The sequence below is a fragment of the Mycobacterium sp. ELW1 genome (genome assembly GCF_008329905.1).
Taxonomy (GTDB): Bacteria; Actinomycetota; Actinomycetes; order Mycobacteriales; family Mycobacteriaceae; genus Mycobacterium.
This window is the reverse complement of record NZ_CP032155.1, coordinates 2,196,607-2,219,813: the sequence shown is the minus strand read 5'-3', so window position 1 is coordinate 2,219,813 and position 23,207 is coordinate 2,196,607. Positions and strand designations below refer to the sequence as shown.

At 68.4% G+C, this 23,207-nt stretch carries 18 protein-coding genes and 1 pseudogene; 2 read left to right on the top strand and 17 right to left on the bottom strand.

From position 1 onward, the window contains the following. The first annotated feature begins 6 nt into the window (after positions 1-6). A complete protein-coding gene (locus D3H54_RS10270; protein WP_149378945.1) occupies positions 7-843 on the top strand; it encodes an NAD-dependent protein deacetylase in 837 nt (278 codons plus the stop codon). Here the strand turns inward: D3H54_RS10270 and proB are convergent. From proB to D3H54_RS10210, 12 genes are all read right to left on the bottom strand, one after another. Next, on the bottom strand, positions 840-1,940 hold the full coding sequence (gene proB / locus D3H54_RS10265) for a glutamate 5-kinase (protein WP_149378944.1): 1,101 nt from the start codon (positions 1,938-1,940) through the stop codon (positions 840-842). The genes D3H54_RS10270 and proB overlap by 4 nt on opposite strands. Further along, the gene (obgE, locus tag D3H54_RS10260; protein ID WP_149378943.1) at positions 1,937-3,385 is read right to left on the bottom strand and encodes a GTPase ObgE; all 1,449 of its coding nucleotides are present in this window, start codon (positions 3,383-3,385) and stop codon (positions 1,937-1,939) included. Before obgE ends, proB begins: the two co-directional genes overlap by 4 nt. An 86-nt stretch (positions 3,386-3,471) precedes the next feature. Then, complete coding sequence (gene rpmA, locus D3H54_RS10255) at positions 3,472-3,735, bottom strand: 50S ribosomal protein L27 (RefSeq protein ID WP_036344398.1); 264 nt, start codon at positions 3,733-3,735, stop codon at positions 3,472-3,474. Positions 3,736-3,754: 19 nt separating this feature from the next. Continuing rightward, positions 3,755-4,078 (bottom strand): 50S ribosomal protein L21, encoded by a 324-nt coding sequence (gene rplU, locus D3H54_RS10250; RefSeq protein WP_036344397.1) that lies wholly within the window; start codon positions 4,076-4,078, stop codon positions 3,755-3,757. Positions 4,079-4,237: 159 nt separating this feature from the next. Next, positions 4,238-7,204, bottom strand: coding sequence for a ribonuclease E (rne, locus tag D3H54_RS10245; protein WP_149378942.1), 2,967 nt, complete (start codon positions 7,202-7,204; stop codon positions 4,238-4,240). Positions 7,205-7,489: 285 nt separating this feature from the next. Further along, positions 7,490-7,903, bottom strand: a complete 414-nt coding sequence (gene ndk, locus D3H54_RS10240; RefSeq protein ID WP_102805783.1) for a nucleoside-diphosphate kinase — start codon at positions 7,901-7,903, stop codon at positions 7,490-7,492. 70 nt (positions 7,904-7,973) lie between these two features. Further along, on the bottom strand, positions 7,974-8,366 hold the full coding sequence (locus D3H54_RS10235; protein ID WP_115320726.1) for a DUF4233 domain-containing protein: 393 nt from the start codon (positions 8,364-8,366) through the stop codon (positions 7,974-7,976). Next, positions 8,363-9,793, bottom strand: a complete 1,431-nt coding sequence (folC, locus tag D3H54_RS10230; RefSeq protein WP_149378941.1) for a bifunctional tetrahydrofolate synthase/dihydrofolate synthase — start codon at positions 9,791-9,793, stop codon at positions 8,363-8,365. Before folC ends, D3H54_RS10235 begins: the two co-directional genes overlap by 4 nt. Then, on the bottom strand, positions 9,790-12,441 hold the full coding sequence (locus D3H54_RS10225; protein ID WP_149378940.1) for a valine--tRNA ligase: 2,652 nt from the start codon (positions 12,439-12,441) through the stop codon (positions 9,790-9,792). Before D3H54_RS10225 ends, folC begins: the two co-directional genes overlap by 4 nt. 62 nt (positions 12,442-12,503) lie before the next feature. After that, positions 12,504-13,097: a DUF937 domain-containing protein gene (locus D3H54_RS10220; RefSeq protein WP_149378939.1), complete on the bottom strand. Its 594-nt coding sequence runs from the start codon at positions 13,095-13,097 to the stop codon at positions 12,504-12,506. A gap of 44 nt (positions 13,098-13,141) precedes the next feature. Continuing rightward, positions 13,142-14,401, bottom strand: a complete 1,260-nt coding sequence (locus D3H54_RS10215) for a saccharopine dehydrogenase family protein (protein WP_149378938.1) — start codon at positions 14,399-14,401, stop codon at positions 13,142-13,144. Positions 14,402-14,425: 24 nt separating this feature from the next. Continuing rightward, entirely contained in the window at positions 14,426-16,414 is a 1,989-nt protein-coding gene (locus tag D3H54_RS10210; RefSeq protein ID WP_149378937.1) for a S9 family peptidase, read from the bottom strand. A gap of 36 nt (positions 16,415-16,450) precedes the next feature. Here D3H54_RS10210 and D3H54_RS10205 point away from each other — a divergent pair, with 36 nt between their 5' ends. Further along, a complete protein-coding gene (locus D3H54_RS10205; RefSeq protein ID WP_149378936.1) occupies positions 16,451-17,617 on the top strand; it encodes an FAD-dependent oxidoreductase in 1,167 nt (388 codons plus the stop codon). A 26-nt stretch (positions 17,618-17,643) separates the two neighbouring features. Here D3H54_RS10205 and D3H54_RS10200 read toward each other — a convergent pair. The 5 genes and pseudogenes from D3H54_RS10200 to D3H54_RS10180 all read right to left on the bottom strand — a co-directional run. After that, positions 17,644-18,033 (bottom strand): annotated as a pseudogene (locus D3H54_RS10200) (transglycosylase family protein); the annotation flags it as partial. 283 nt (positions 18,034-18,316) lie between these two features. After that, on the bottom strand, positions 18,317-18,652 hold the full coding sequence (locus D3H54_RS31755) for a transglycosylase family protein (RefSeq protein ID WP_149378934.1): 336 nt from the start codon (positions 18,650-18,652) through the stop codon (positions 18,317-18,319). Positions 18,653-19,415: 763 nt separating this feature from the next. After that, positions 19,416-19,994 (bottom strand): molybdenum cofactor guanylyltransferase, encoded by a 579-nt coding sequence (mobA, locus tag D3H54_RS10190; RefSeq protein WP_149378933.1) that lies wholly within the window; start codon positions 19,992-19,994, stop codon positions 19,416-19,418. Between the two features lie 8 nt (positions 19,995-20,002). Then, complete coding sequence (locus tag D3H54_RS10185) at positions 20,003-21,079, bottom strand: 2-oxoacid:ferredoxin oxidoreductase subunit beta (protein ID WP_149378932.1); 1,077 nt, start codon at positions 21,077-21,079, stop codon at positions 20,003-20,005. Continuing rightward, on the bottom strand, positions 21,076-23,022 hold the full coding sequence (locus D3H54_RS10180) for a 2-oxoacid:acceptor oxidoreductase subunit alpha (protein ID WP_149378931.1): 1,947 nt from the start codon (positions 23,020-23,022) through the stop codon (positions 21,076-21,078). The genes D3H54_RS10185 and D3H54_RS10180 overlap by 4 nt, the downstream gene beginning before the upstream one ends. Between the last annotated feature and the right edge of the window lie 185 nt (positions 23,023-23,207).

The window sequence follows — 23,207 nt, the reverse complement described above, 5'->3', positions numbered from 1 at the left end:
GAGGGCGTGGAAAGCCCCGAACTGGTCTCGTTGTTGGCGGGCCGGCGCGTGGCCGTGCTCACCGGTGCCGGGATCTCCACCGACTCGGGCATCCCCGACTATCGCGGCCCGGATTCACCGCCGGCCAATCCGATGACGATTCGCCAATTCACCTCGAGTCAGGCGTTCCGGCAGCGCTACTGGGCGCGCAATCACCTGGGCTGGCGGCATATGGCCCAGACCATGCCCAACGCCGGGCACCGGGCGCTGGCCCATCTGGAGCGCGCCGGCGTGGTCGCCGGCATCATTACTCAGAACGTGGACCTGCTGCACACCAAGGCGGGCAGCCGCAATGTCATCAACCTGCACGGCACCTACGCGCAGGTGGTGTGCCTGGACTGCGGGTACACCATGTCGCGCGCGGCGCTGGCCGACGAACTCGAGGCAGCCAACCCGGGTTTCGCCGAACGCGCCGAGCGGCTCGGCGGTATCGCCGTCGCACCCGATGCGGACGCCATGGTCACCGACACCGAGTCGTTCCGGTTCATCGACTGCCCGTCGTGCGGCGGCATGCTCAAACCCGACATCGTCTACTTCGGCGAGAGCGTGCACAAAGATGTTGTGGCCCAGGCATATTCACTGGTCGACGACTCCGATGCACTGCTGGTGGCCGGATCCTCGCTGACGGTGTTCTCCGGCTACCGGTTCGTGCGGCACGCCGCCGCGCTGGGCATGCCGATCGCGATCATCAACCGCGGCGCCACCCGCGGGGACGCGCTGGCCTCCGTCACCGTGGACAGCGGCTGCTCGCCGATGCTGGCGCTGCTGGCCGACGAACTGTCCGGCCTGACCTCCGCGACCTAGACGGCCACCAGATCGTCGGCGTGCACTGCGGGACGGCGCATGTCGGCCGGCAGGTCCGACGTCGAGCGGCCGATCATGGTCGTCAGCTCGCCGGCGTCGTAGGCCACCACCCCGCGGGCGACCATCTCACCGTCGGTGTCGCGCAGTTCGACGACGTCGCCGCCGAAGAACCGGCCCGACACCCCGGTGATCCCCGCAGCCAGCAGTGACCGGCGCTGCTTGACCACCGCGCGGACCGCCCCGGGATCGAGCGTGAGTGCACCGGACGCTTCGGCCGCGTAGCGAACCCAGAATCGCCGCGCCGACATCCGGTCGGGCCGCGGCGCGAACACCGTGCCCACCGATGCGTCGGTCAGGGCGGCGTCGGCATCGACCGACGCGGCCAGCAGCACCGGAACTCCGGCGTCTGCGGCGAGCAGCGCCGAGGACAGTTTGGAGCGCATCCCCCCGGTGCCCAGCCGGCTGCCCTCACCGGCCACCACTCCGCCGAGGTCGTCGGGCCCGGTCACTTCCGGGATGAAGCGGGCGTCCGACTTGCGCGGGTCGGCGTCATACAGCCCGTCGATGTCGGACAGCAGGATCAGCGCGTCGGCGCCGACGAGGTGGGCCACCAGCGCCGAGAGCCGATCGTTGTCGCCGAAGCGAATCTCGTTGGTGGCCACCGTGTCGTTCTCGTTGACGATCGCCACCGCGTGCAGTGAGCGCAGCCGGTTCAGGGTGCGCTGAGCGTTCGTGTGCTGCACCCGCATCGAGATGTCATGCGCGGTCAGCAGCACCTGGCCGACGGTGCGGTCGTAGCGGGCGAAGGCCGCACTCCACGCGTTGACCAACGCGACCTGCCCGACGCTGGCGGCAGCCTGCTTGGTCGCGAGATCGGTGGGGCGCCGGTTCAGCCCGAGCGGCTCGATCCCGGCGGCGATCGCACCCGAGGACACGATCACCACGTCGGAGCCGGCCTTCATCCGTGCCTCGATCGCCTCGACCAGCTTCGCCAGCCGGCCGGCGTCGAACAACCCGGATTTCGTGGTCAGTGCCGTGGTGCCGATCTTGACGACGACGCTGCGCGCCGAGCGCACGGCGTCGCGGTACTGGCTCACGCTTCGCCCTCGTGCTCACGACGCTGGCGGCGCGCCTCCTTGCGCTCGTCGGCACCGATCCGGTCGGTCTGCTCAAGCCGGGCATCGGTGCCACGGCCGGTCGGTACGACGTCGACACCCGCCGGAGTCTGCGGCTCCCAGTCGAACGTCATGTCGCCGATGGTGACCGCGCAACCCGGTTTGGCGCCGAGTTTGCGCAATTGGTCCTCCACCCCGAGGCGGGCAAGCCGGTCGCCGAGGTAGCCGACGGCTTCGTCGTTGTCGAAGTTCGTTTGAGCGATCCACCGTTCGGGCCGCACACCACGCACCACGAAACCGCCGGAGTTGTGCGGGTCGGCCTCGACGGTGAACCCGGTCTGGTCGACCGGGACCGGCCGGATCACCGGGCGGCGCGGCACCACCTCGGGCTGGGCCGCCTGGTAGGCCGCCACCATGTCCCACAGCGCGAAAGTCAACTCGCGCAAGCCTTCCCGGCTCACGGTCGACACCTCGAAGACCGGCCAGCCGCGCGCCTCGATGTCGGGGCGCACGAAGTCGGCCAGTTCCCTGGCCTCGGGAACGTCGATCTTGTTGAGCACCACCGCCCGCGGCCGGTCGGCCAGGTCACCCAGCGTCGTATCACCTTGCAGCGTCGGGCGATACGCGGCCAGCTCGGCTTCCAGGGCGTCGATGTCGGAGATCGGGTCGCGACCCGGTTCGAGGGTGGCACAGTCGACCACGTGCACCAGTAGTGCGCAGCGTTCGATGTGGCGCAGGAAGTCCAGGCCGAGACCGCGACCTTCCGAGGCGCCGGGGATCAAGCCGGGGACGTCGGCGACGGTGAACGTGTGGTCACCGGCCGAGACGACACCGAGATTGGGCACCAGGGTGGTGAACGGGTAGTCCGCGATCTTGGGCTTGGCCGCCGAGATCACCGACACCAGTGAGGATTTGCCTGCCGACGGGAACCCGATCAGACCGACGTCGGCGACCGTCTTGAGTTCCAGGGTGAGTTCGCGTTCCTCACCCTTCTCGCCGAGCAGCGCGAACCCCGGAGCTTTGCGGGCCCGCGAGGCCAAGGCGGCGTTCCCCAGCCCGCCGCGGCCGCCTTCGGCGGCGACGAAACGGGTGCCCGCACCGACCAGGTCGGCCAGCAGCCGCCCGTCGGAATCGAGCACGACGGTGCCGTCGGGAACCTTCACCTCGAGATCGGCGCCGTTGGCGCCCTCGCGGTTACTGCCCATCCCCTGCGTGCCGGACTGAGCCGCGACATGCGGGTGGAAGTGGAAGTCGAGCAGGGTGTGCACCTGCGGGTCCACGATGAGCACGACGCTGCCGCCGCGCCCGCCGTTACCGCCGTCAGGCCCACCGAGTGGCTTGAATTTCTCCCGGTGGACCGAGGCGCAGCCGTTTCCACCGCTGCCCGCGCGGGCATGGATGACGACGCGATCGACGAAACGAGGCATCGGAGCGTCCTTTCAATCGTCGAGTGTGAATCTGATGCGAGTTATGGGTCTGGACCTCGCAGTGGATTCACACTCGCGATGCAGACCTACTCCGGTCGCGCGGCGCGAACGATGTTGACGGTCTTGCGGCCGCGCTTGACGCCGAACTCCACCAGGCCGGGGGCCGTGGCGAACAGGGTGTCGTCACCGCCGCGACCGACGTTCACGCCCGGGTGGAAGTGGGTGCCACGCTGGCGGACGAGGATCTCGCCGGCCTTGACGAGCTGACCGCCGAAGCGCTTGACGCCAAGGCGCTGAGCATTGGAGTCGCGACCGTTGCGTGAGCTGGAAGCGCCCTTCTTGTGTGCCATGTCAGATTGCTCCCTGTCGCTACTTGATTCCGGTGACCTTGAGCACGGTCAGCGGCTGACGGTGCCCCTGCCGCTTGTGGTAACCGGTCTTGTTCTTGAACTTGTGGATGCGGATCTTCGGGCCCTTGGTGTGCTCGAGCACCTCACCGGTGACCGCGACCTTCTCCAGGGCCTTGGCGTCGGTGGTCACCGTGGCGCCGTCGACAACGAGGGCGACGGGCAGCGAAACGGACGCGCCGGCCTCGACCTCGAGCTTCTCGACCTTGACGATGTCGCCGACGGCGACCTTGTACTGCTTGCCGCCGGTCTTGACGATTGCGTACGTGACCTTATCGCCTGCCATTGTGGGTCCTTCGCTCTTGCTCTGCGGGCGCGCGCTAACCGAAGCTGCGTGCGCGGGTCTTGGGGTGCGGGATCTTGAGCCCGCTGCCACCGGCGACGGACGCCTGGCGACAACTGGTCAAGGGTACGTGACCAGCACCGGGAGGGTCAAACCGCCACCCTAGGAGGTCGGCGGGCCCGCTGGTCGGGCCGCCGACCGGCGCCGCGGCCGGCGTGCCGACGCCGCAGGTGCCGAGGTCACGACCGGTTGGCCGAAGTCGTCGGAGTCGGCGTCGTCCTCGTCGTCGAGGTCGTCGTCGTCATCCTCAGACTCGTCGTCGTCTTCGTCATCGTCGACATCCAGGCTGACTTCGTCGAGGTCCTCGTCGTCTTCGTCCAGGTCGACGTCGATCTCGTCGTCCTCGTCCTCGTCGTCGTCATCGGACTCGTCGTCATCGGACTCGTCGTCGTCATCGGAATCATCGTCGTCGTCGGAGTCGTCATCGAGATCCTCGTCGGCGACCTCCTGGGCGACCTGCTCGGCGGTATCGTCCGATGCGTCGAGGTCGTCGGCCTCGGTCTCCCGCTCGATCTCGTCGGCCAGTTCTTCTTCGGCCTCGTCATCCTCGTGCTTGCCGTTGGCGGCTGCCATCGCCTTGAACATCGGATGCTCAGTGCTGTGCTGGGGCACCTTCGCCACCGGCGCCTCTTCGGCGCGGCCACGTTTGCCCCGCTTGCCGCGCCGTCCACCGCCGCCGCCGGCACCGCCATTGCCGGACTCGGACTTACGCCCGGCCGCCTGGGTGGTGTCGACAGGATCGGCATGCAGCACGATGCCGCGGCCACTGCAGTGCGTACAGGTGGTGGAGAACGCCTCGATCAGGCCGGTGCCCAGCCGCTTGCGGGTCAGCTGGACCAGGCCCAGCGACGTCACCTCCGACACCTGATGGCGGGTACGGTCCCGGCCCAGCGCCTCGGTGAGACGCCGCAACACGAGATCGCGGTTGGACTCCAGCACCATGTCGATGAAGTCGATGACCACGATGCCGCCGATATCGCGCAGCCGCAGCTGGCGCACGATCTCCTCGGCCGCCTCGAGATTGTTCTTGGTGACCGTCTGCTCGAGGTTGCCGCCGGCGCCGGTGAACTTGCCGGTGTTGACGTCGACGACCGTCATCGCCTCGGTGCGGTCGATCACCAGCGTGCCGCCCGAGGGCAGCCACACCTTGCGGTCCAGCGCCTTGGCCAGCTGCTCGTCGATGCGGTGCACGGCGAACACATCCGGACCGTCCGGCCCGCCCGCGGGCTCGTACTTGGTCAGCTTCGAAACCAGGTCGGGCGCAACGGAACTGACGTAATCGTTGATGGTCTGCCAGGCGTCGTCGCCGGAGACGATCAGCCCGGAGAAGTCTTCGTTGAACAGGTCGCGGATGACCTTGACCAGCACGTCGGGCTCTTCGTAGAGCGCGATCGCAGCGCCGGCCTTGTTTCCCTTGACCCGCTCGGCTTCGGCCGCGATCGTGTTCCAGCGTTCCTGCAGCCGGGTGACGTCGCCGCGGATGTCTTCTTCCTTGACGCCTTCCGATGCCGTCCGGATGATCACGCCGGCGTCGTCGGGCACCACGTCGCGCAGGATTTCCTTGAGCCGCTGACGTTCGGTGTCGGGCAGCTTGCGGCTGATCCCGGTCGACGACGCGCCCGGCACGTAGACGAGGTAGCGCCCGGCCAGTGACACCTGGGTGGTGAGCCTGGCGCCCTTGTGGCCGACCGGGTCCTTGCTGACCTGGACGACGACGTAGTCACCGGGTTTGAGGGCCTGTTCGATCTTGCGCTGCGCGCCGCCGAGGCCGGCGGCTTCCCAGTTCACCTCACCGGCGTAGAGCACGCCGTTGCGGCCGCGGCCGATGTCGACGAACGCCGCCTCCATCGAGGGCAGCACGTTCTGCACGATGCCGAGGTAGATGTTGCCGACCAGAGAAGCCGAAGCGGCCGAGGTCACGAAGTGCTCGACGACGACGCCGTCTTCCATGACCGCGATCTGCGTGTAGCGGGCGCCCTCGTGCGGCGGTTCGGTGCGGATCTTGTCGCGCACCACCATCACGCGGTCGACGGCCTCCCGTCGGGCCAGGAATTCGGCCTCGGACAGGATCGGCGGACGCCGGCGACCGGCGTCGCGGCCGTCGCGGCGGCGCTGGCGTTTGGCTTCCAGCCGGGTGGAGCCGCTGATGCCCTGGATCGCGTCCGGGTCACGCTCGGCCTTGGCGCGCGGGGCACGTTCGTGGACGACGGTGTTCGGCGGGTCGTCGGACGATCCGTTGTCGGAATCATCGCCGCCGCCGGTCTTGCGGCGTCGGCGGCGACGGCGCCGGCGGGTCGCGCCTTCACCGGTGCTGGCCTCGTCGTCGCTGTCGTCGTCGTCGCTCTCGGACTCCTCACCGGACTCCGCGGTCTCGTCGGCCGCCTCGGAGTCGTCGCCGTTCTCGCCGTCGGCGCCGCCCTGCTCACCCCGGCCACGGCCGCGGCCGCGCCGGCCGCGACGGCGGCGGCGGTTGGCGGGACGTTCGGACTGGTCACCGTCGGTTTCGCCGCCGGACTCGTCCGTGTCGTCCTCGTCGTCGTCCTCGTCGTCCTCGTCGTCGTCCACCACGACCCGGGGCTTGCGTTCGACCTCGACCGGCTGCGGGGCGACGAACAGCGGCATGTAGGCCGCCTGCTCGACAGTCTCGACCGTCTCGACGACGGTGGTCTCCAGGATCAGCCGCGACTCCGGCTCCTCAGCCGTGTCGGGTGTCTCGGGGACGTCGGGCATTTCCGGAGCGCCGGAAGCCGCCTCGGGGGTGGTCTCCTCCGCCACGACGGCAGCGGCCTCGACGGGCTCAGCGGCGGTGTCCTCGGGAGCAGCCGCCGCCAGCACGTCGCGCACGCGTACCGCATCGGTGCGGTCGACGCTGGAGTGTGGGCTGCGGGTGCGGCCGTCGAGCTCGCTGAGGGCGTCGAGCACCCGCCTGCTGGTGGTGCCGAGCACCCGAGCCAGCGAATGGACTCTCAAGCGTTCGGGCAACTCGTCACCCGCGGCTGGCGCCGGGGGTTCCCACTCTGGCGAGGTGGGGTTTTCGGGTAGATCCTGATAGAGGTCATCGTTGGCCACGTATTCTCCTCAAGCCCCCGGGCGCGTCATTTCGACGCGGCCACGCGAGGGCTTCCGCTATGTGCCCGGTAACTTTCCCCGGACTTGTTTATTGGTCTCGCTCCGAACGGCTCATAACGAACGAATTCGGTGCCTGGCTGAATGACGGCTGTGACGGTCGGCGCCTCACCTGGTGGTGGTCGCGCACGTCGTAAGTCTTCATCCGGATGGGCTTTAAGGGCTCACCCGCAGCCAGTATCCCACACCGCGGGGGCGGTTCGGACGACAGTGGCGTGGGAAGTGTCTTCAGAAGTTGGGAAACCAGAGGTTGATCTCGCGTTCGGCCGACTCCGGGGAGTCCGACCCGTGCACGAGGTTGAACTGGGTTTCCAGGCCGAAGTCGCCGCGGATGGTGCCGGGCGTGGCCTTCTCGACCGGGTCGGTACCACCGGCGAGCTGCCGAAACGCCGCGATCGCGCGGGGGCCCTCCAGGACGGCCGCGACAACCTTGCCGGAGGTGATGAACTCCAGCAGCGAGTCGAAGAACGGCTTGCCGTCGTGTTCGGCGTAGTGCGCGCGGGCCAGCTCGTCGCTGACCTGCTTGAGCTCCAGGGCAGCCAGGGTGAGGCCTTTGCGCTCGATTCGGCTGATGATCTCCCCGACCACCTGCCGCTGCACGCCGTCAGGCTTGATCAGAACCAGGGTCCGCTCGGTCGTCATCTGGCGCCGTTCCTCCTCATCGCTTCGCTCCGCACCGTCGCCGGCGCAGACACGGCGCACAGCGTACCCGTCATTCCGGAGGTTGCTGCTGGCCGGGCAGCAGGCCGCGGCGCTGCCTGCGCAGCACCTCGGCGCGCAGGTAGGCGAGGATCGCCCACACCGCCACGAACAACAGGCCGACCATGCCGACCGCCGGATAGACGAAGAACCCGGCGACCAGGATCAGCTGCACCGCGAGGTTGCACCAGATGGCCCACGGCCTGCCCTGGACACCGGCCAGCAGCACCAGGAAAACCGCGAACCCCACCAGGTAGGCGGTCGACCAGCCGGTCAGCCCGCCGCCGACCATGCTGACCACCGGCAGCGCCAGCAGCACGACGATCGCCTCGAGGATGAGGGTGCCGGCCATCACCCCGCGGAAGCTCTTCCACGGATCCGGTGGAGCCGCCGGGGTCTCGGTCATTGCGGGTCCTTCCCGAACAGGGTGCGCGCCGCGCCCGCGGTCACCACCGACCCGGTGATGACGATTCCGGCCCCGGACAACCCCTCATCGGCGGCGGAATCCTCCACCATCGCGGTGGCGACCTCGATGGCGTCGGCCAGCGTGTCGGCCCGCGCCACCCGGTCCGGCCCGAAGATCTCCTCGGCCCGCAGCGCCAGCGCATCGACCTCGAGCGCGCGGGGTGACCCGTTGTGGGTGACGACGACCTGGTCGAAGGCCGGCTCCAGCGCGGTGAGGATGCCGGTGACGTCCTTGTCTCCCATCAGCGACAGCACGCCGACCAGGAACCGGAAATCGAATTCCGACGCGAGCGCGTCGGCCAGCGCGGCGGCGCCGGCCGGGTTGTGGGCGGCGTCGAGGAACACCGTCGGCGCGCTGCGCATCCGCTCGAGGCGGCCCGGGCTGGCGGCCGCGGCGAACCCGGCCCGCACCGTGTCGATGTCGAGTTGGCGGTCGGCTCCGGCGCCGAACAACGCCTCGACCGCGGCGAGCGCGACGACAGCGTTGTGAGCCTGATGCTCGCCGTGCAGCGGCAGGAAGATGTCGGAGTACACCCCACCCAGGCCCTGTAGTTGCAGCACCTGTCCCCCGATGGCGACCTGGCGGCCCAGGACCGCGAATTCGGAATCCTCCCGCGCGACGGCGGCATCGGACTTCACGGCTTGGGCCAGAAGCACTTCCATCGCCTCGGGGACTTGGCGACCGATCACCGCGACGGTGTCGGTCTGCACCAGATCCCCGCGCGGCGCCCCGATGATGCCGGCCTTCTCGGCCGCGATCTCGGCAATGGTGTCACCGAGGTATTCGGCGTGATCGATGCCGATCGGGGTGATCACGGCGACGGGTGCGTCGACGACGTTGGTGGCGTCCCAGCGGCCGCCCATCCCCACCTCGACGACGGCGACGTCGACGGGCGCGTCGGCGAAGGCGGCGAACGCCATCGCGGTCAGCACCTCGAACTTGCTCATCGCGGGGCCACCGTCTTGTTGCGACTGAGCGTCGACGAGCTGCACGAACGGCTCGATCTCGCGGTAGACCTCGACGTAACGGGCCGGACTGATCGGCTCGTTGTCGATCGCGATGCGCTCGACCGCCGACTGCAGGTGCGGGCTGGTGGTCCGTCCGGTCCGGCGGCTGAACGCGGTCAGCAGGGCGTCGACGATGCGGGCCACCGACGTCTTGCCGTTGGTCCCGGCGATGTGGATGCACGGGTAACTCAGCTGCGGTGAGCCGAGCATCTCCATCAGCGCCTCGATGCGCGCGGTGCTGGGCTCCAGTTTTGTTTCCGGCCAACGCTGGTCGAGCAGGTGCTCCACCTGCAGCAGTGCGGCGATCTCGTCGGGTGTGGGCGACGGGGTCTCGTGTCGCCAGTCCAGCGGCTCGGTCATGCCAGTGCAGCCAGCCGGGCGGTGATCCGCTCGACTTCCTCGGCAGCCAGCTGCTGGCGACCGCGGATCTTGGCGACCACGTCGTCGGGCGCCTTGGCCAGGAACGCCTCGTTGTCGAGTTTGGCTGTGGTTCCGGCCAATTCCTTGTTCGCGGCAGCCAGGTCCTTTTCCAGCCGGCGGCGTTCGGCGGCCACGTCGACGGTGCCGGAGGTGTCGACCTCCACGGTGACGGTGCCGGCCGACAGCCGCACCTCGATGTGCGCGCTGGCGTTGAAGTCCGCGCTCGCATCGGTCAGCCACGCCAGCGCGGCGACCGGGGCAACCTGGCCGCCGAGGCCGGCCGCGTCGAGACCGGTCAGCCGGGCGGGCACCTTCTGCCGATCGGCCAGGCCCTGGTCGCTACGGAACCGCCGGATCTCGGTCACCAGCTTCTGCACATCGGCAATGCGTTGGGCGGCAACAGTATCCAGTGCGAGGCCCGAGGAGGTCGGCCACTGCGCGATCACAAGCGATTCCCCGCCCGTGAGCGCCTTCCACAGCGTCTCGGTGACGAACGGCATCACCGGGTGCAGCAGCTTCAGCAGCGTGTCCAACACCGCGGCCAGCACTGCGGTGGTATCCGAAAGCTGCTCAGCGAGCTGCACTTTCGCCAATTCGAGATACCAGTCACAGAACTCGTCCCAGGCGAAGTGGTACAGCGACTCGCAGGCTCGGCTGAACTCGTAGCCGTCGAGTGCCGAATCCACTTCGGCGCGAACCTCTTCCAGGCGGCCAAGAATCCAGCGATCGGCGTCGGTCAACTCGGCGATAGCCGGCAACTGCGCCGGGGCCGCGCCGTTCATCAGCGCGAAACGGGTGGCGTTGAACAGCTTGGTGGCGAAGTTGCGCGACGCGCGAGCGGCGTCGTCACCGATGGACAGGTCGCCGCCCGGGCTGGCACCGCGGGCCAGGGTGAATCGCAGCGCGTCGGCACCGAATTGTTCGACCCAATCCAGCGGATCGATGCCGTTACCCTTCGACTTGCTCATCTTGCGGCCGTGCTCGTCGCGGATCAGCCCGTGCAGGAAGACGTTCTCGAACGGCACCTGCGGCCCGCGCGCGCCGTCCAGCGTGATCGCCTCGTCGCCCGACACGAACGTGCCGAACATGACCATGCGCGCCACCCAGAAGAACAGGATGTCGTATCCGGTCACCAAAACGCTTGTCGGATAAAACTTCTCCAACTCGGGCGTGCGGTCGGGCCAGCCCATCGTGGAGAACGGCCACAGCGCCGACGAGAACCACGTGTCCAGCACGTCGGGGTCCTGCTCCCAGCCCTCCGGAGGGGTCTCGTCGGGCCCGACGCACACCTGTTCGCCATTGGGGCCGTGCCAGATCGGAATGCGGTGACCCCACCACAGTTGCCGAGAGATGGTCCAGTCGTGCATATCGTCGACCCAGCCGAACCAGCGCGGCTCGAGACTCTTCGGGTGAATGACGATGTCGCCTTGGCGCACCGCATCGCCGGCCGCCTTGGCCAGCGATTCGACCTTCACCCACCACTGCAGGCTCAGGCGCGGTTCGATCGGCTCGCCGCTGCGCTCGGAATGTCCGACGCTGTGCAGGTACGGTCGCTTCTCGGCGACGATGCGACCCTGGGCGGCCAGTGCCTCGCGCACCGCGACACGCGCCTCGAAACGGTCCATACCGTCGAATTGCGTTCCGGTGTCGGCGATCCGGCCCTTGGTGTCCAGCATCGTCGGCATCGGCAGCTGGTGTCGCAGGCCGATCTCAAAGTCGTTCGGGTCGTGCGCGGGGGTGACTTTGACTGCGCCGGTACCGAATTCGGGGTCGACATGCGCGTCGGCGACGATGATGATCTGCCGGTCCAGGAACGGATGCGGCAACGTCTGACCGACCAGGTGCCGATACCGCTCGTCGTCGGGGTGCACCGCGATCGCGGTGTCGCCGAGCATCGTCTCCAGCCGGGTGGTGGCCACGGTGATATGGGGACCTTCGTCGTCCAAGGACCCGTACCGGAAGGACACCAGCTCGCCCTCGACGTCCTCGTACTTGACCTCGAGGTCGCTGATCGCGGTCTCCAGCACCGGCGACCAGTTGACCAGCCGCTCGGCCTGGTAGATCAGGCCCGCGTCGTAGAGGCGTTTGAAGATCGTGCGCACCGCCCGCGACAGACCGTCGTCCATGGTGAAGCGGTCCCGGCTCCAGTCGACGCCGTCCCCGATCGCACGCATCTGGCCGCCGATGGTGCCGCCGGATTCGCGCTTCCAATCCCAGACCTTGTCGACGAACAACTCGCGGCCGAAGTCCTCTTTGGTCTTGCCGTCCACGGCGAGCTGCTTTTCGACGACGCTCTGGGTCGCGATCCCGGCGTGATCCATTCCCGGCAGCCACAGCACCTCGTAGCCCTGCATGCGCTTGCGCCGGGTCAGCGCGTCCATCAGCGTGTGGTCCAGCGCGTGCCCCATGTGCAGACTGCCGGTGACGTTCGGCGGTGGCAGCACGATGGAATACGCGGGCTTGTCGCTCGTGGCATCGGCCGTGAAGTAGCCGGCATCGACCCAGCCCTGATAGATCTCCGCCTCTACGGCACCCGGATCCCAGGACTTGGGCAGGGCGTCGGCGCGGGAGTCGTCAGTCGTGGTCACCCGACAAGTCTAGGAACGCCGCAGACCGGCCCGGCGAGCGACCTGTGTGCTCGTGACCTGCGCTACTTCTTGCCGCCCAGCAGGCCGCCCAAGATATCGCCGATGGCGCCGCCCTGTTTACCGCCGAGCACGTTGCCCAGAATGCTCCCGAGCGGGTTGTCGCCGCCCCCGGCGCCGCCGGTGGCGCCACCGAGGATGCTGCCGAGCACGTCACCGAGCCCGCCGCCGGACGGCCCGGCCTGGGTCGAGCCGCCGCCGGCCTGCTTGCCCAGGTAGGCCAGCACGATCGGGATGAGGATCGGCAGCAGCTTCTTGATCAGGTCCCCGCCGCCGGCACCGGAGCCGGCCAGCGCCGAGGCCACCTGGTCGGTGTCGTTGCCGCCGAAGATCCGCGCGACGAACTGCTCCCCTGCTCCGGTGTCGACCTGGTCGACGTTCACCCCGCCGTCGAGCAGGCCGCTACCGGCCTGCGAGGCGATCGCCGATTCGAGCGTGCTGGAGTCGATGTCGTCGGAGACGACGTTGTGCTGGATGCTGCCGACGAGGGTGGGCACCAGGGTCTGGATCGCCTGGTTCACTTCACCCTCTGGCGCACCGAGCCTGCTGGCGATATCCGCAACCGGGATCTGGCGGTAGAGATCGTCGAGACCGGCCATGATGTCCACCTTCATTGCTGGATGTGCGGCACGCCCAGCTGACATTAGTCGTCGAGGCGGACCGTCTGCAGGGAAATCCCGGCGGCGGGAAATCGGTCGAGCAGCGCGTCACCCATGGCGGCGGCGGGCGTCAGCACACCCCGCAGATCCGACAACTTGTCACGGTCCAGTGCCAGCGCGAGGCCACATTCGCCGAGCATCACCGAGGTGGCTTTGTATCCCGGATCGCCCTGCTGGGCGATGGTGGCGCAGTAGCGCGCGCCGGTCGTGGTGGTGGTGTACGTCTCGGCGCGGTAGTAGCCGCGGTCGCGGGCCTGCTCGCTGGGTCCGGTGCCCGGCTTGGGGGCGATGCGCTCGACCAGCCGGCGCGGCAGCAGCCGGAAGAACCGGCTGCCCAGCGCGACGACACCGTTGTTGGCCGCGCTGGCCACCGCCGACACCACCGGCGCGGCGACCGACGAGCCGACGCTCATGTACTCGGCGTAACGCAGCCGGCGTCCGTAGGCGTACTCCAGAAGCGCGTTGCTGCGCCGCACGATCCGCGTGTTGTACATCGCCATCGCGAAGCCGGTGGTCCACACCCCGGCCAGTTCGGGCGCGATCTCGCGGCCGCGCCGCCACGGCAGGTCGGGCTGCGGACCCAGTTCGGGCTCGGCACCCCGGTCCTGGGTGAGGGTGTAGGGATCCTCGAGCATGCGCCGGGTATTGGGATCGTTGGAGGAGGCCCGGAAGACCTCGATCATCGAGGCGACCGTGCCGCCTGACACTCCGCCGGAGAATCCGCGCAGCACGAAGTCGGTGTCCCCGAGTTCGCCGGTGCCGTCAGTCTGTGCCCGACGGTAGAGGGCGAACACGCTCATATCCGAAGGGATGGAATCGAATCCGCACGCATGCACAATGCGCGCGCCGGTGTCGACGGCCTGCTTGTGGTAATCGTCGATGCTCTGCCGCACGAACATCGCCTCACCGGTGAGGTCGGCGTAGTCGGTGCCTGCCGCGGCACACGCGGCCACCAGCGGCAGGCCGTAGCGGCTGTAGGGGCCGACGGTGGTGATGACGACCCGGGCGCGCGCGGCCATGTCGGCCAGCGATGACGGGGAGCCGGCGTCGGCGGTCAGAATCGGCCAGTTCTGCGCCGATTCGCCGAGCGTTTCACGCACCTTCAGCAGCTTGTCCGGCGATCGGCCGGCCAGGGCCACCCGGACGTCACCGCCGGAACGGGCCAGGTATTCGGCGGTAAGTTTGCCGACGAATCCGGTGGCCCCGTATACGACGATGTCGAATTCCCGCTCCGCTGAGGTCATGATGGCCAACTTACCGGGGGCCGGTCAGCCCAGCGTTTCGGGGAACTGCACCGTCTCCCCCAGCACGTGCTCGGCCAAGAACGCGGTGACCACCTGGTACCAGATCTTGGCGTGCTGCGGCGAGAGCACCCAGTGGTTCTCGGACGGGAAGTACAGGAACCGGTGCGCCGTGGTGCCGTCGTCGGCGGCGGGCAACCCGGAGTCGGTCAGCAGCTCGTACCACAGCCGCAAGGCCTCGCCGATCGGCACGCGATAGTCCTTGTCGCCGTGAATCACCAGCATCGGGGTGGTGATGTGCTCGACGAAGCGGTGCGGCGAATTGTCTTGCGCCATGGCCGGTGTCATCTCACGAGCCCAGTAGTAGGCGCCGTCGGTGGTCGGACCGAACTGGTCGAGCGCCCACAGGCTGGCGTGAGTGACGATCGCCGCGAAGCGGTCGGTGTGGCCGGCCACCCAGTTGGCCATATAACCGCCGAACGACCCACCCATCGCCGCCGTGCGCCCGGCGTCGATGCGTGGGTGGGCCACCGCGGCGTCGACGGCGGCCATCAGATCCTCGTAGGGCGGCCCGCCCCAGGCGCCCCAGCCGCGCTGGATGAAGTCCTGGCCGTACCCGGTGGACAGTGCCGGATCAGGCAGCAGCACCGCGTACCCGCGGGCCGCCATCAACCACGGATTCCACCGCCACGACCACACGTTCCAGCTGCCCAGCGGTCCGCCGTGAATCCACAGCAGCAGCGGTGCGGGTCCCTGGCCGCCGCCGGACGGCAACACCAGCCAGGACCGCACCCTCGTTCCGTCGGCGGCGGTCGCGACGGTCTCGGTCAATTCGCCGGGCAGCTCGGGCAATTCCACGCACGGCAGCACGCCGATCGCACCGTCTCGGTCGACGCGCACGGGGTGCGGCGGCGCGGCGTAGGAGCTTCGCAGCGCATACAGGATGCCGTCGGGTGCGGCGATGACGTTCGAGTAGCTGAAGTCGTCGTCGGTGATCTGGCGTACGTCGCCGTCCAGACTGATCGCGAAGATCGGGCAGCGGCCGTTGTCGTCAGCGGTGACCAGAACTGCGGAGCCGTCATTCGCCCAGGTCGCCGACGCCGGCCACCGGTCCCACCCGGCGGCCAGTTGCGTCCAGTCGCCCGAGCGCAGATCCAAGTGGCACAACGTGATTCGTGGCGCCTGACGCGGCGTCGAGACCGTCTCACGGGTGAACACCACGGCCGTGCCGTCCGGTGAGATGGCCGGGTGCTCCAGGTCCGCGGCGGGATCCTCGGCGATCACCGCACGCTCACCGGTCCCCAGGTCGATGCGCACCAGCACCGATCGCAGGGCAGCGCGCGGCGCGGACACCCGCCAGGTGGCGACCGCGAAGGTGCCGTCCGGGGACACGGCGAAATCCGCCTCTCCAAGCGCAGGTCCCGGCTCACGCGTGACGTCGGTGAGCTCACCGCCGGCTGCGACGCGGAACAGATGCGTCTCATCCGGGCCGAGGTCGGAGTCCCAGTGCCGCACCGGGTAGCCGGTGTGCAGGATCGCGCTGATCTTGTTGTCCTTGCGCAGTTTCCGCAGCCGGCGCTCGTCGTCGACGGTGCCGGCCGACGGCAAGAACGGGGCACCGATGACGACGGCGTCCGCGCTGCGCGCGGTCCGCACAGCGGTGATCCCGGCAGGCAGCTCGGCCAGCTGGACAGCCTCCCCACCGGCGGCGGGCAGCAGCCAGAGCGCGGCAGGCGGTTTGTCGTCGTCCGCAGTGGGCCGTACCGAGGTGAACAGCAGATCGCCGTCGGCGGTGAACGCCGGTGCGGCTTCGCCTTTGGCACCGCGCGTCAGCCGGCGGGCCGGAGCCGCACCGGCCGGATCCAGTTCCCACACCGCGGTGATGTATTCGGTCTTGGCGTCGTTGAGTTCGGCGACGCATGTCACCACTCGCGACCCGTCGGCCGACACCGCCAGCCCGGAAACCCGCGGCAGCGCGATGTAGTCGTCGAGATCGTCGAATGGGCCCGAGGTCATGTCCCGTTGGTAGCACATGCCGGTTAGGTTCAGGGCATGGCCGAGATCGCAGTCGTCGGGGCAGGCATCGCCGGGCTCGCCACGGCCGCCGCGTTCGCCCAGCGCGGTCATGCCGTCACCGTGATCGAGGAACGCACCGATACCGGTTCCGGCGCGGGGATCAGTATCTGGCCCAACGCCCTGGCCGCCCTCGACCAGTTGGGGCTCGGCGATCAGGTGCGGGGTGCGGGCGGCCGGATCGCCGCGGGCGCGATCCGCTGGAAGGACGGTCGCTGGCTGCGCCGCCCGGCCGGTGAGCGCATCGTCACCGCGCTGGGTGAGCCGCTGGTGGTGCTGCAGCGTGCCGCGCTGCGCGACGTTCTCGCCGGCGCACTGCCGCCGGGCACCGTCGTGGACGGGGTGGCGGTGCGCAAGCTCAGTTCGACGGCTGCCGGGATACGGCTTCACCTGACGGATTCCTCGACCCGCGATGTCGACGCGGTGGTCGGCGCCGACGGCACCGGCTCAGTGGTGGCGCGCCACCTCAACGGCCCGCTGCACCACCGCTACGCCGGATACACGGCGTGGCGCGGTGTCGCGTCGATCTCCATCGACCCCGACCTGGCCGGCGAGACGATGGGCGCGGGGGCTGAGGTCGGCCATGTCCCGATGGGCGGCGAGCGGACGTACTGGTTCGCCACCGAACGTGCCGCCGAGGGTGCGTCGGCACCGCACGGCGAGCTGGATTATCTGCGCGCCAAGTTCGCCTCGTGGGCCGCACCGATCCCGGCCATTCTGGCGGCCACCGACCCCGCCGAGGTGCTGCGCAACGACCTCTATGACCGCAGTACTGCCCGCCGCTGGGCATCGGGCCCGGTGGTGCTGGTCGGCGACGCCGCCCACCCCATGCGACCCCATCTGGGTCAGGGCGGGTGCCAGGCGCTGGAGGATGCCGCCGTGCTGGGCGCATTCGTCGACCTGTCCCCCGACCTGCCGGGGGCGTTCGCCGCGTTCGAGTCGTTCCGCCGCCGCCGGGTGCGCGCGATCGCCGGGGAATCGCGGCTGATCGGTCGCGTGGTGAACCTGCGCCCGGCGGTGCTGAGCGCGCTGGCCAGCCGGGCCACGGTGGCGGTACCGGAGGCGCTGCTGACCCGACACCTGGCGTCGATCGCCGCGCGGTCGGCTTTCCGGCTCCCCACGCGCGACGACGCCCAGTCGGCCTGAGCCGGCTGGGCGTCGTCAGCGAGGTATCAGCGCAGGCCGAGGGCGTTGGCGATCGCGCGGCTCGGGTCGTGGAAGGCCTGGCACATCTTGTTGAAGTCGATCGACTTGAACGGCCCGCTCATGACGTTGGCGCAGGCCCCACCCTGAGCCGGGGCGGCACCGCTGGAGACCGGGGTCGCGAAGGCGGGCGTTCCGGCGGCCTTGCCGCACGTCGGCCAGGCGCCCATGCCCTGCTTGCGGGCGACGTTCTCGGCGACCCGGATCTGCTCCTCACGGGACGCGTGGGCCGCGCTGCCGATACCGCCGTTGGCCTTCCAGGTGGCGTCGCTGAACTGCAGACCGCCGGAGAAGCCGTTGCCCGTGTTGGCGCCCCAGTTGCCACCGGACTCGCACTGCGCGACCGCGTCCCAGTTCACCCCGCTGTCTGCGCTGGCATTTCCGATGCTCAGAACGAACCCGGCGAGGGCCAGGGCTGCGGAGATGACTGAGAGGGTGATGATCCTGCGCAGAGTGCTCATTGGTGTTGTCCCTTCCCGACAAAGGGGGCACTGGTGTGCCGCTGTGATGTGAATCGCAGCGCGTGATGCAGTTGTTACGGGCGTGTCGATTGATTTTTCTGAGAATTTTGATAAGGAAGTGGCCGGAGAAATAAGGGTGGCGCCGGGTCTTCGACCCGGCGCCACCCTTATCAGCGCTGTATCAGCCGCGACGGCCGCAGACCGGCCAGGCGCCTCGACCCTGGGTACGCAGCACGTTCTCGGCCACGCGAATCTGCTCATCGCGCGACGCCATGTGCGGCGAGCCCGAACCACCGTTGGCACGCCAGGTGCCCAGGGTGAACTGCAGGCCGCCGTAGTAGCCGTTGCCGGTGTTGATCGCCCAGTTGCCGCCGGACTCGCACGCCGCGACCGCGTCCCAGTTCATGCCGTCCGCTGAAGCGGTGGCGGTGCCGAGGACCATCGGAGCGACGACGGTAGCGCCACCGATGGCGGCGATGCCGAAGGATCGTGCGAGCGTTGTGCGGACGTTCTTCAAGAGTTTTCCTTTCGCCATACGCGCGCCGGACCATTCCGTCGTCGGACGGATGCAGTCCCGTGGGACAGCCGGGTATCGGGTCGTGCCGTCTCGGTCAGGCACGACAGCGGCGGCCGGCATCACCGCGGAATGACTTCCGCCGGTGATCCACAGAAGGTCGTCACGACCTCCCCGGCCCCGCTCACACGCAGGGTTCAAATGTGTGGAGTCATATCTGCAGTTGTTTGCTCCCTTGCGGGACCGGGTAGGACGCTACAAAGCGGAAGAAATGAAGTCACATCAACGACACGCTTATCTCGGTTAGATCACGAGATGGTTACGAGCGAAAGCTATGCGTTGTCTGTGCAGGTCAGGATGCAGTTTCCCGGCCAGGCATTTTGTTGACACGCCCGTAAATCGCGTGACGTTTATCACGTATAAAATGTGGCCCCGGACACAAATTATTGATAACGCAAGGCATCGAACTTTGCGAACGCGGCCGTTCACTTGCGTCAAAACCCGCCCCACCTGCCCCAACGGCCCCGACATCGAGGAATTCGTTAGCTGGCGGGCAAGTGTGTGGCAATGGCGGGTTTACCCGACTCCACAACCGCTCGGTCTCGATCCGAGGCGGGCCGACAGGACTGCGAACGGAACGCTTCGAACGCCCGAATTGTGTTGTCCCTCAGTCAGTCCTGGAACAGCGCGAGGACGGCCGGTTCAGAAGAGGAAAATCGGCGCCGATCACAGTGTCGATCGATTCCGAATTCGCTCCGGACGCCGTTTATCCAGCGATTTGCTGCGCCAGATCAGCCGGTGAATTGACGTTCGCCAGCGCGCGGCTGGCCGGCATGACGATCCGCTGAGTGAGGACAGACTCCGCCAGCGCGCGCATGCTCCGTTCGCCCGCGGCAACGAGGGCGTCGATGTGGTCTGCCAGCGCGGTGTTGTAGATGCCGGCCAGGTAGTGGTCGCGGCCGTCCCACGGCAGCACGATGTCGACACCCCGGTGCTGGGCGAGCTCGTCGATGATGTCGGTGGACAGGAACGGCATGTCGACGGCGCTGACGAACGCGCGCTCCACCCCAGCATCCGCGGCGGCCCGCAGCCCGCGACCCGTGGCCAGCAGTGGCCCGACCCCCCGGACCTCGTCACGCAAGATCTGCCCGTCGAGCGCAGGAAGCGCCTGGCCGGGAGCGGCGATCACGAACACGGGCGCGCAGCGGGAGCTCAGCGTGGCGACGGTGTACTCCACCATCGTGGCGCCACCATCAGGGTGCCGCAGGGTCGCCTTGTCCCGGCCCATACGCCGCGACGCCCCACCAGCCAGTACTACTGCGGCCAGCGGGGCGGGCGTGCTCACGGTTCGATCTAGTCCACAGTCCAGGTGTCGCGACCGCGCAGCAGCGACTGCAGCGCGTGCCGGTCGTGCGGGGTGGCCTCGCGTGCCATCCGAACCTGGTCGCGGGCGGCGTCGTCATACGTCGGCCGGTTGACCTGGCGGAACACGCCCATCACGGTGTGCTCGAGGTTCTGGTCGCTGAGCCGCGACAACGCGAACGCGTAGGCCGAGTCGGCGGTGGTGGCGTCGTGCACCACGATGTCGCTGGCTGCCACGTCGGCGGTCTTGGCGACGTCCAGGCCGAACCCGCTCTTCACCACGCAGTACTCACCGTTGGCACCGAACACCACCGGCTCGCCCTGGCGGACGTTGATGATGCGCTCCTCGGCGCCTTCCTTGCGGAGCAGGTCGAAGGAGCCGTCGTTGAAGATCGGGCAGTCCTGCATGATCTCGACCAGTGCGGCGCCGCGATGCTCGGCGGCCGCCTTCAGGACCTCCGACAGACCCTTGCGATCGGAGTCCAGTGCCCGGCCGACGAACGTCGCCTCGGCGCCCAGTGCCAGCGACACCGGGTTGAACGGATGATCCAGCGAGCCCATCGGGGTCGACTTGGTGACCTTGCCGACCTCGGAGGTCGGCGAGTACTGACCCTTGGTCAAACCGTAGATCCGGTTGTTGAACAGCAGGATCGTGATGTTGACGTTGCGGCGCAGAGCATGGATCAGGTGATTGCCACCGATCGAGAGGGCGTCGCCGTCGCCGGTGACAACCCACACCGACAGGTCCGGGCGGGCCAGCGCCAGACCGGTGGCGATGGTCGGGGCACGACCGTGGATCGAGTGGAAACCGTAGGTCTCCAGGTAGTACGGGAACCGGCTGGAGCAGCCGATGCCGCTGATGAACGCGATGTTCTCCCGGCGCAGACCGAGGTCCGGCAGGAAGTTGCGGATCGTGTTCAGGATGACGTAGTCACCGCAACCGGGGCACCAGCGGACCTCCTGGTCACTGGTGAAGTCCTTGGCCTTCTGCGGCTCGTCGGTGGTCGGCACCCACGCCGTCTTGGACACACTCGGTGCCAGCAGGTCCGAGCCGATCAGGTCAGTCATGCGTTCACTCCTGCGCCAACATCTGTGCCAGTACTCACGGTAGCTGCCGCAAGCCGGGCGAATTTCGCTTTGTCGCTTTCCTTTTCAGCCAACGTCCCGTCGAGTGCGGCATCGATGATGCCCTCCAGCTCGTCGGCCAGGAACGCCATGCCTTCCACCTTGGTCACCGACTGCACATCGACCAGGTAGGTGCCACGCAACAGCAGCGCCAACTGGCCGAGGTTCATCTCGGGGACCACCACGTGCTTGTACCGACGCAGCACCTCGCCGAGGTTGGCCGGCAGCGGGTTGAGGTGCCGCAGGTGAGCCTGCGCAACCTTGATGCCGCGGCGCCGGGCCCGGCGACAGGCTTCGCCAATCGGTCCGAACGAGCTTCCCCAGCCGAGGATCAGCAGCTCCGCGTCGCCGGTCGGGTCGTCGACCTTCACGTCGGGCACCGTGATGCCGGCGATCTTGGCCTGCCGCAACCGGACCATCAGGTCGTGGTTGGCCGGCTCGTAGGAGATGGCACCGGAGCCGTTGGCCGACTCCAGGCCGCCGATGCGGTGCTCCAACCCGGGCGTGCCCGGAACCGCGAACTGGCGCGCCAGCGTCCCGGGGTCGCGGGCGTACGGCTGGAAGTCCTCACCGGCCTTGGCGAGGTTGGTCTCGATCGGCTCGAAGGAGTCGATGTCCGGGATCCGCCAGGGCTCCGAGCCGTTGGCGATCGCGCCGTCGGACAGCAGGATCACCGGCGTCCGGTAGGTCAGCGCGATACGCGCGGCCTCGATCGCCACCTCGAAGCAATCCGACGGCGTGCTGGCGGCCAGTACGGCAACCGGCGATTCACCGTTGCGACCGAACATCACCTGCAGCAGGTCGGCCTGCTCGGTCTTGGTGGGCAGGCCGGTCGACGGTCCGCCGCGCTGCACGTCGATCACCAGCAGCGGCAGCTCGGCCATCATGGCCAGGCCAATGGCCTCGGACTTCAGCGAGATACCGGGGCCCGAGGTGCTCGTCACGCCCAGGGCGCCGCCGTAGGAGGCGCCGATCGCCGCACCGACACCGGCGATCTCGTCCTCGGCCTGGAAGGTCAGGACGTTGAAGTTCTTGTGCTTGGACAGCTCGTGCAGGATGTCCGACGCCGGCGTGATCGGGTAGGTGCCGAGCACCACCTGGATGTCGGCGAGCTGACCGGCGGCGATGACACCGTAGGCCAGGGCGGTGTTACCGGAGATCTGCCGGTACTCACCCGGGGCCAGCTTGGCCGGGGAGATCTCGTAGGTGGTGCCGAACGCCTCGGTGGTCTCGCCGTAGTTCCAGCCGGCCTTCAGCGCCAGCACGTTGGCTTCGGCGATGTTGGGCTTGCGGGCGAACTTCTCCCGGATGAACGTCTCGCTGGTCTCGATCGGCCGGCCGTACATCCACGACAGCAGCCCGAGCGCGAACATGTTCTTGGCGCGCTGGCCGTCCTTCTTGGACGCACCGATCGCCTCGACCGAACCGAGGGTCAGTGTGGTCATCGCGACGGCCTGCACGACGTAGTCGTCGAGTTCACCGCTCTCCAGCGGGTTGGCCTCATAGCCGACCTTCGCCAGGTTGCGCTTGGTGAACTCGTCGGAGTTGGCGATCACCAGACCGCCGCGCGGGAGGTCGCCGATGTTGGCCTTCAGCGCGGCGGGGTTCATCGCGACCAGCACGTCGGGACGGTCACCGGCGGTGAGGATGTCGTAGTCGGCGATCTGGATCTGGAACGACGAGACGCCGGGCAGCGTGCCCTGTGGCGCGCGGATCTCGGCGGGGTAATTCGGTTGGGTCGCAAGGTCGTTGCCGAAGAGCGCGGCTTCGGAGGTGAACCGGTCACCGGTCAGCTGCATTCCGTCTCCGGAGTCACCGGCGAACCGGATGACGACTTTTTCCAGCTTCTGCCGGTTGCCCGCAGCCCCGTTGCCGTTCGGACCCACGTCCCCGCCTTTCGTCACTGTCCGCCGGGTGAAAATCCCGCGTCGCTATCGGGTGGACGCGCCGACGGAATCGACAGCCCAGGAGTTGCTGTCACTCGCAGTACCGATTATTGCACTTTCTTAGGCATGGCTGACCGCGCCTCGATCGTGACACGCCGTGCGGCCTGCACCGAAGTCACAGCTCA

Coding starts and splice junctions, on each gene's coding strand:
- D3H54_RS10215 (WP_149378938.1), bottom strand. CDS start 14,401: ATGACCTCAGCGGAGCGGGAATTCGACATCGTCGTATACGGGGCCACC.
- D3H54_RS10185 (WP_149378932.1), bottom strand. CDS start 21,079: ATGACTGACCTGATCGGCTCGGACCTGCTGGCACCGAGTGTGTCCAAG.
- ndk (WP_102805783.1), bottom strand. CDS start 7,903: ATGACGACCGAGCGGACCCTGGTTCTGATCAAGCCTGACGGCGTGCAG.
- D3H54_RS10220 (WP_149378939.1), bottom strand. CDS start 13,097: ATGGCCGGTCTCGACGATCTCTACCGCCAGATCCCGGTTGCGGATATC.
- D3H54_RS10210 (WP_149378937.1), bottom strand. CDS start 16,414: ATGACCTCGGGCCCATTCGACGATCTCGACGACTACATCGCGCTGCCG.
- rpmA (WP_036344398.1), bottom strand. CDS start 3,735: ATGGCACACAAGAAGGGCGCTTCCAGCTCACGCAACGGTCGCGACTCC.
- D3H54_RS10205 (WP_149378936.1), top strand. CDS start 16,451: ATGGCCGAGATCGCAGTCGTCGGGGCAGGCATCGCCGGGCTCGCCACG.
- obgE (WP_149378943.1), bottom strand. CDS start 3,385: ATGCCTCGTTTCGTCGATCGCGTCGTCATCCATGCCCGCGCGGGCAGC.
- D3H54_RS10235 (WP_115320726.1), bottom strand. CDS start 8,366: ATGACCGAGACCCCGGCGGCTCCACCGGATCCGTGGAAGAGCTTCCGC.
- rplU (WP_036344397.1), bottom strand. CDS start 4,078: ATGGCAGGCGATAAGGTCACGTACGCAATCGTCAAGACCGGCGGCAAG.
- folC (WP_149378941.1), bottom strand. CDS start 9,793: ATGACCGAGCCGCTGGACTGGCGACACGAGACCCCGTCGCCCACACCC.